Annotated in this window: 4 protein-coding genes and 2 rRNA genes; 5 read left to right on the top strand and 1 reads right to left on the bottom strand. The window is 47.8% G+C overall.

What is annotated here, in order from left to right:
- The 5 genes from RIE73_RS36755 to RIE73_RS36735 all read left to right on the top strand — a co-directional run.
- Positions 1-137: ribosomal RNA gene (locus tag RIE73_RS36755) — 23S ribosomal RNA — on the top strand; the annotation flags it as partial.
- 58 nt (positions 138-195) lie between these two features.
- Positions 196-313: ribosomal RNA gene (gene rrf, locus RIE73_RS36750) — 5S ribosomal RNA — on the top strand.
- A gap of 266 nt (positions 314-579) precedes the next feature.
- Positions 580-2,013, top strand: coding sequence for an FAD-dependent oxidoreductase (locus tag RIE73_RS36745; RefSeq protein WP_446405870.1), 1,434 nt, complete (start codon positions 580-582; stop codon positions 2,011-2,013).
- On the top strand, positions 2,010-3,278 hold the full coding sequence (locus tag RIE73_RS36740; protein ID WP_446405869.1) for an NAD(P)/FAD-dependent oxidoreductase: 1,269 nt from the start codon (positions 2,010-2,012) through the stop codon (positions 3,276-3,278). The genes RIE73_RS36745 and RIE73_RS36740 overlap by 4 nt, the downstream gene beginning before the upstream one ends.
- 97 nt (positions 3,279-3,375) lie before the next feature.
- Complete coding sequence (locus RIE73_RS36735) at positions 3,376-3,744, top strand: DUF1667 domain-containing protein (protein WP_446405868.1); 369 nt, start codon at positions 3,376-3,378, stop codon at positions 3,742-3,744.
- A 258-nt stretch (positions 3,745-4,002) separates the two neighbouring features.
- Here the strand turns inward: RIE73_RS36735 and RIE73_RS36730 are convergent, their stop codons facing one another.
- Positions 4,003-5,532, bottom strand: coding sequence for a YifB family Mg chelatase-like AAA ATPase (locus tag RIE73_RS36730; RefSeq protein ID WP_446405867.1), 1,530 nt, complete (start codon positions 5,530-5,532; stop codon positions 4,003-4,005).
- Positions 5,533-5,904: the final 372 nt, after the last annotated feature.

The raw sequence follows: 5,904 nt of genomic DNA, 5'->3' as shown, positions 1-5,904 counted from the left end.
GAAGCCCACCTCAAGATGAGTGCTCTCACTGGGTTAACCAGGTAAGGTCACAGGAAGAACACCTGTTGATAGGCGTTAGGTGGAAGCGCAGCAATGTGTGCAGCCGAGACGTGCTAACCGACCGAGGGCTTGACCTTCTATGTTTCTCGCTTTGCAGTCTTGAGGGTTCTTCTGTTGACAAGAACCACAATCTTGTCTGGTGTCTCTGGCGCAATGGCTCCACTCCGAACCCATCCCGAACTCGGCTGTGAAACGTTGCTGCGGCGAAGATACTTTGGGGGTTGCCCCCTGGGAAAATAGCTCGATGCCAGACTTCTTCTTTCATCAAAATCAATAAAACCCTCTTTTCGTACAGAAACCGTATAGGAAAGAGGGTTTTATGCTATGGAAATCTTTAACTGGACTGGTATTCTAGCTTTTTATAGCAGAAGGCCTCATTAGTTAAATAAATCTAAAAAATTCCTAGATAGGTTCGATATCAAAACGTTGGTTTCTTATACTGGAATAGTCTATTGGCATTTTAATTATTCTCAAAATCCCTAACAAAAATTAAGTCAAAAATTATGACAGGTCAGAACTATGGTTTACGATGTAGCTATCATTGGCGGTGGCGTAATTGGTTGCACGATCGCGCGTGAGTTAATGCGCTATCCTATCCGTGCTGTTTTGTTGGAGAAGGAGAGCGAAGTCGGATTCGGAACCAGTAAAGCCAACAGTGGGATTATTCACGGTGGTCATCACGGCTCTCCCAAAACCCTAAAAGGGAAACTAGAATGGTTGGGCAATCAAATGTGGGATACCATCTGTGATGAGCTAGGTTTCGGGTTCAAGCGCATTGGCGAACTGACTGTCGCTCTAGCGGAGGAGCAACTCCCCACGTTAGAAAAACTCAAACAACAAGGTGAAGAAAAAGGCGTTCCTGGTCTGGAAATGTGGGATCAGGAACGCTTACTGCGAGAAGAACCCCGCCTCAATCCCGACGCGATCGCTGGACTCTATGCTTCAACGACAGGGGTGATCAATCCTTACGAAGCCTGTTTTGCTCTGATTGAAAATGCCTGTCTGAATGGCTTGGAACTGGTGACCGATAGTTTGGTGCACGACATTGACCAAACGGACGACATTTGGACAATCAAAACCAATCGCGGCGAATTTCCGACTCGCTTTATCATAAACGCGGCGGGACTTTGGGCTGACCGTATCGCCCAAATAGCAGGGGTACAACCCTTTACCATTCGTCCTCGTAAAGGTGAAGAATATATCCTGGATAAGCGGTTGATGGGGTTAGTTAAGCGGGTGATTTTTCCCTGTCCCACTCCCGTATCCAAAGGGATTCTGGTCATCCCCACCTACGATGGCACGATTATGGTTGGTCCCACGGCGGAAATGGTCGATGATAAGGAAGACTTGACCACCAGCGTCGCCGGAGGACAAAAAGTTTTCCAGATGGTTAGACAAGTCGTTCCCGGTATTAGTCCGAGGGATTGCATCGCGGAGTTTGCCGGGTTGCGGGCGGTTACGGAAACTGAAGACTTTATTATTGGTTCAACTGACAAAAAAGGCTTTATTAACGTCGCGGGTATCCAGTCCCCCGGACTCACAGCGGCTCCAGCAATTGCTGAAATGGTCGGAGACATTTTACGGGACGAAGGGCTGCCCTTACAACCCAAGGATGATTTTGTCCCTTCTATTCCCAAACCCATCCATTTTGTTTCCTTATCTACAGACGAACAAATCGCCCTAACCCAAGACAATCCTCACTATGGTCGCATTGTCTGTCGCTGCGAATTAATTACCGAAGGTGAGATTTTAGATTCCATTCATCGGGGTGCACGCACTCTAGACGGCATCAAATTCCGTACCCGTGCTGGGATGGGGCGCTGTCAAGGGGGATTCTGTACCGGACGGTGTATGGAACTGCTATCCCAAGAATTAGACCAGCCGCTATCGCAAATTACCAAACGCGGCGGCGACACTTGGATTGTTCGGGAACGGGAGGAGGTAGCCAAATGATTACAGACACAATCAGCCACCTAAAAAAAGAATATGATGTCGTGGTCGTTGGTGGCGGTCCAGCGGGCATGGCAGCCGCCTTAGGCGCAAGACAAGCCGGCGCCGATCGCATCTTGATTGCCGACCGGGAGAAAGAAGCTGGGGGTATCCTGTTGCAATGTATCCATCCCGGTTTTGGACTCCAGCATTTTAAAGAAGAACTCACCGGTCCAGAATATGCCCAGCGCTTTTTGGAGCAAGTCTTAGAAACCGACATCGATATTGTCAGCGATGCTTACATCCTGGATATTAATGCGGACAAACAAGTCAAACTCATGTCCGGTAGCCAAGGCGTTCATGTTCTTTCCACTAAAGCGGCAGTACTGGCAATGGGTGCCAGAGAACGTACACGCGGAGCGATTCGCACTCCCGGTACTCGCGCCTCCGGTGTTTTGACCGCCGGATTAGCCCAGAAATTTGTCAACATGATTGGTTATCTGCCGGGACATCGGGCAGTGATTCTCGGTTCTGGAGATATTGGCTTAATTATGGCGCGGCGGTTGACATTGGAAGGTGTAGAAGTCGCAGGCGTGTTTGAAATCATGCCTCACGCCAACGGACTCAATCGCAATATCGTCCAATGTCTGCATGACTTTGATATTCCCCTACACCTGTCCACAACCGTTGCGGATATTCATGGCAGAGATCGGGTGGAAAAAGTTACCGTTGCTCCCGTTGATGAAAATTTTACCCCCCATTTAGAGAAAAGCTGGGATATTCCCTGTGATACTTTACTGCTGTCCATTGGTTTGATTCCAGAAAATGAACTATCCCGACAGTTGAAACTCCAGATTGATCCCGTAACCAGCGGTCCAGTGGTAAACAGCATGATGGAAACGTCCATGGATGGGATCTTTGCTTGTGGGAATGTTGTCCATATTCACGACTTAGTTGATTTTGTCAGCCAGGAAGCCTTTCTCGCTGGCAGTAATGCGGGGGCTTACGTCACCGAACAACGTCCGCCGGGGGATAATATTCGCCTCGTTCCGGGGGAAAATGTGCGCTACTGCGTTCCTCATACGATTTCCACTGACCGAGATCATACGGTTTATATGCGAGTCAAGCGTCCCATGGAACAAAGCGTATTGCGTTTAGGCGACGTGTATGAGAAAAAACTGCGCTATGTCGTCCCCGCAGAGATGGTTAATCTCAAAGTACGTCCTCGGTTTTTAGAGAACTTCCACGGGGATACCTTGCGGGTAGATGTTTTACCCTGTGAGGATTAGGGGAGTAAGGTGCGGGAGATGGAACAGAGGGGGCGCGATTGGTGTAAGTATGCAACCGGACATGATATAAACAATTAGCAATCACCAGGTATTTATTATGACAACAATTACTCATTACCTTTGTATTGGCTGTCCCCTAGGTTGCCGTTTAGAAGTTGAAGATGAAGACAATAAAATTGTCGAAGTGCGGGGTTTTAACTGCAAACGGGGACAAGAGTATGCGAAACAAGAACATACCGAACCTCGCCGTATGGTAACCACCACTGTCCAGGTAGAACAAGGGCGTTGGGCTAGGCTTCCGGTGAAAACCAATATGGCTATTCCTAAAGAAAAAATGCAGGAATTGTGCCAAACGCTGCGTCAAGTGAAACTAACTGCACCTGTGAAAATGGGTGATGTGATTCTAGCGAATGCCTTGGAAACAGGGGCGGATGTGGTGGCTACCAGAGATATGCCAGCCGCTTAAATTCCCTTTAAGCTTGTGTGTGAAGGGTCATATCAGCTAAAACTCCCATCTTGGTGAAAATATAGGCGACCAACCTACTATTTCGTATCGCCGAAGCAGCAGTAAATCATCCCAAGGGTCGTAATCATTACATGTTACATCATGAAGTGCGGAATGGGGGATTAGATTGTCGGGGAGATTATTTAGTTCTCTGTGTCAATCTGTGTTATTCACTATTCAGTCTGCTGGAAAGTGTCATTGTAATCTGTGTAATCTGTGTTACTGCATGCGATCAATAGTACGATATTGGATCGCTTCGGCAATGTGTGCCGTTTGCAATGTCTCAGCCCCCGATAAATCGGCAATCGTGCGGGCAACTTTAAGGATGCGATCGCTTGCCCGGGCAGATAGTCCGAGTTTGCGAATTGCCCCTTCTAATAGATGGCGACTACTATCATCTAAATGACACCATTGTCTCAAATGACTACTTTGCATCTGGGCATTGCAGCGCAGGGAGGGTTCTGAGTTGAAGCGATGACGGGCGCGATCGCGGGCTACTGTTACTCTCTCTCTTACAGCTTCTGACGCCTCACTTTGGGGTTGTCGGGTGATTTCTTCGGGTTTGAGGCGATTCACGGCGACTTGTAAGTCTATTCGATCCATCAACGGACCTGAAAGTTTTGCCCAATAGTTCTCCCGTTGTCGCGCTGAACAGGTGCAGGGTTGCAGGGTATCACCAAAGTAACCACAAGGACAGGGATTGGTACTAGCAACTAAGGTAAATTGTGCCGGAAACAAAACGGATTGTCGGGTGCGAGAAATGGTCACATAACCATCTTCTAAAGGTTGACGCAAAAATTCCAATACATTGCGCTTAAATTCGGTTAATTCATCCAGAAATAATACCCCTCGATGCGCCAAGGAAATTTCTCCGGGACGCGGAAAACTCCCCCCTCCAACTAATGATGGACCTGATGCGGAATGGTGGGGACTGCGGAAGGGGCGATGTCTGATTAGTCTACCTTGATCTTTGAGTAATCCGGCTACAGAATAAATTTGGGTGACTTCTAGGGCTTCTGCAAAACTTAAAGGCGGTAAAATTCCGGGTAATCGTCGCGCTAGCATGGTTTTACCACTTCCCGGTGGACCGACGAAAATTAAATTATGACCCCCAGCCGCCGCTATTTCTAACGCCCGACGCGCATGGGATTGACCTTTAACTTCGTTTAAATTTCCACCTGTAAACTGATCGGAGGATGAGTTGGGTAATGCATCCATGGTTACCGGGGAATAGCGTTCCGGTTGGTTCAAAAAATCTGCCACATCAGCCAGATGCTGGAATCCATACACCGCCAATCCACGCACCACGGCGGCTTCTTGGGCATTATCGGCGGGTACAACTAACCCGGAAATCCCCAAACTTTGGGCAGCAGCAGCGATGGGTAAGACGCCAGCAACGGGGCGTAAATTACCATCCAAGGAGACTTCGCCTAAAAATAGATAATCCCCTAATAATTCCGGATTGACTTGCTGGGAGGCGGCGAGAATCCCGACACTGATAGGTAAATCAAAGCTGGGTCCTTCTTTGCGTAAGTCGGCGGGGGTGAGATTAATCACGATTTTCCGCATGGGGAAAACAAACCCAGCATTTTTTAACGCCGCCCTCACCCGTTCTCGCGATTCTTGGACGGCGGTATCGGGTAATCCCACGACCACAATTCCCGGTAGTCCACCTGACACATCGACTTCAACACCGACTTTTACCGCATCGATGCCAACTAGCGAAGCACTCCAAACCCTGGCAAGCATGTCTGTTGATCCTGCGTTTTATTGGCAATTATACGACGTGCGATCACAACCGTCTGATTCGCTAACGATTGTGATGGGTTGGTTAGCCGATTGTCTAATTGGACATTTATCAACAAGAACCTGCAACAGATCCTGACGGACAGCATTAGGAAGGAATAAAATTTTTACTCCGACAAAATAAATTAGTCCAACACTTCTTGCATTTCTGTTGCTTTTTTGTTCGTTTTTAGGCAAACAAGGGATATTAATGGTGGAAATTTATCAACTTACATTTAGAAAATACATTTATGGATGAATCTTGGATAATTTTCCCAGCAGAATGACCACGAAAACAATTTTTATTTCCGCGAATAACTTCGGATTATGACCAAA

The sequence above is a fragment of the Coleofasciculus sp. C1-SOL-03 genome, assembly GCF_040220555.1.
Lineage (GTDB): Bacteria > Cyanobacteriota > Cyanobacteriia > Cyanobacteriales > Coleofasciculaceae > Coleofasciculus.
The sequence above is the reverse complement of the archived record's forward strand: the minus strand, read 5'-3'. Positions and strand labels throughout refer to the sequence as shown.

What these genes read in the sequence shown, in the direction of transcription:
- RIE73_RS36745 (WP_446405870.1), top strand. Translation starts at nt 580, where the DNA reads ATGGTTTACGATGTAGCTATCATTGGCGGTGGCGTAATTGGTTGCACG.
- RIE73_RS36740 (WP_446405869.1), top strand. Translation starts at nt 2,010, where the DNA reads ATGATTACAGACACAATCAGCCACCTAAAAAAAGAATATGATGTCGTG.
- RIE73_RS36735 (WP_446405868.1), top strand. Translation starts at nt 3,376, where the DNA reads ATGACAACAATTACTCATTACCTTTGTATTGGCTGTCCCCTAGGTTGC.
- RIE73_RS36730 (WP_446405867.1), bottom strand. Translation starts at nt 5,532, where the DNA reads ATGCTTGCCAGGGTTTGGAGTGCTTCGCTAGTTGGCATCGATGCGGTA.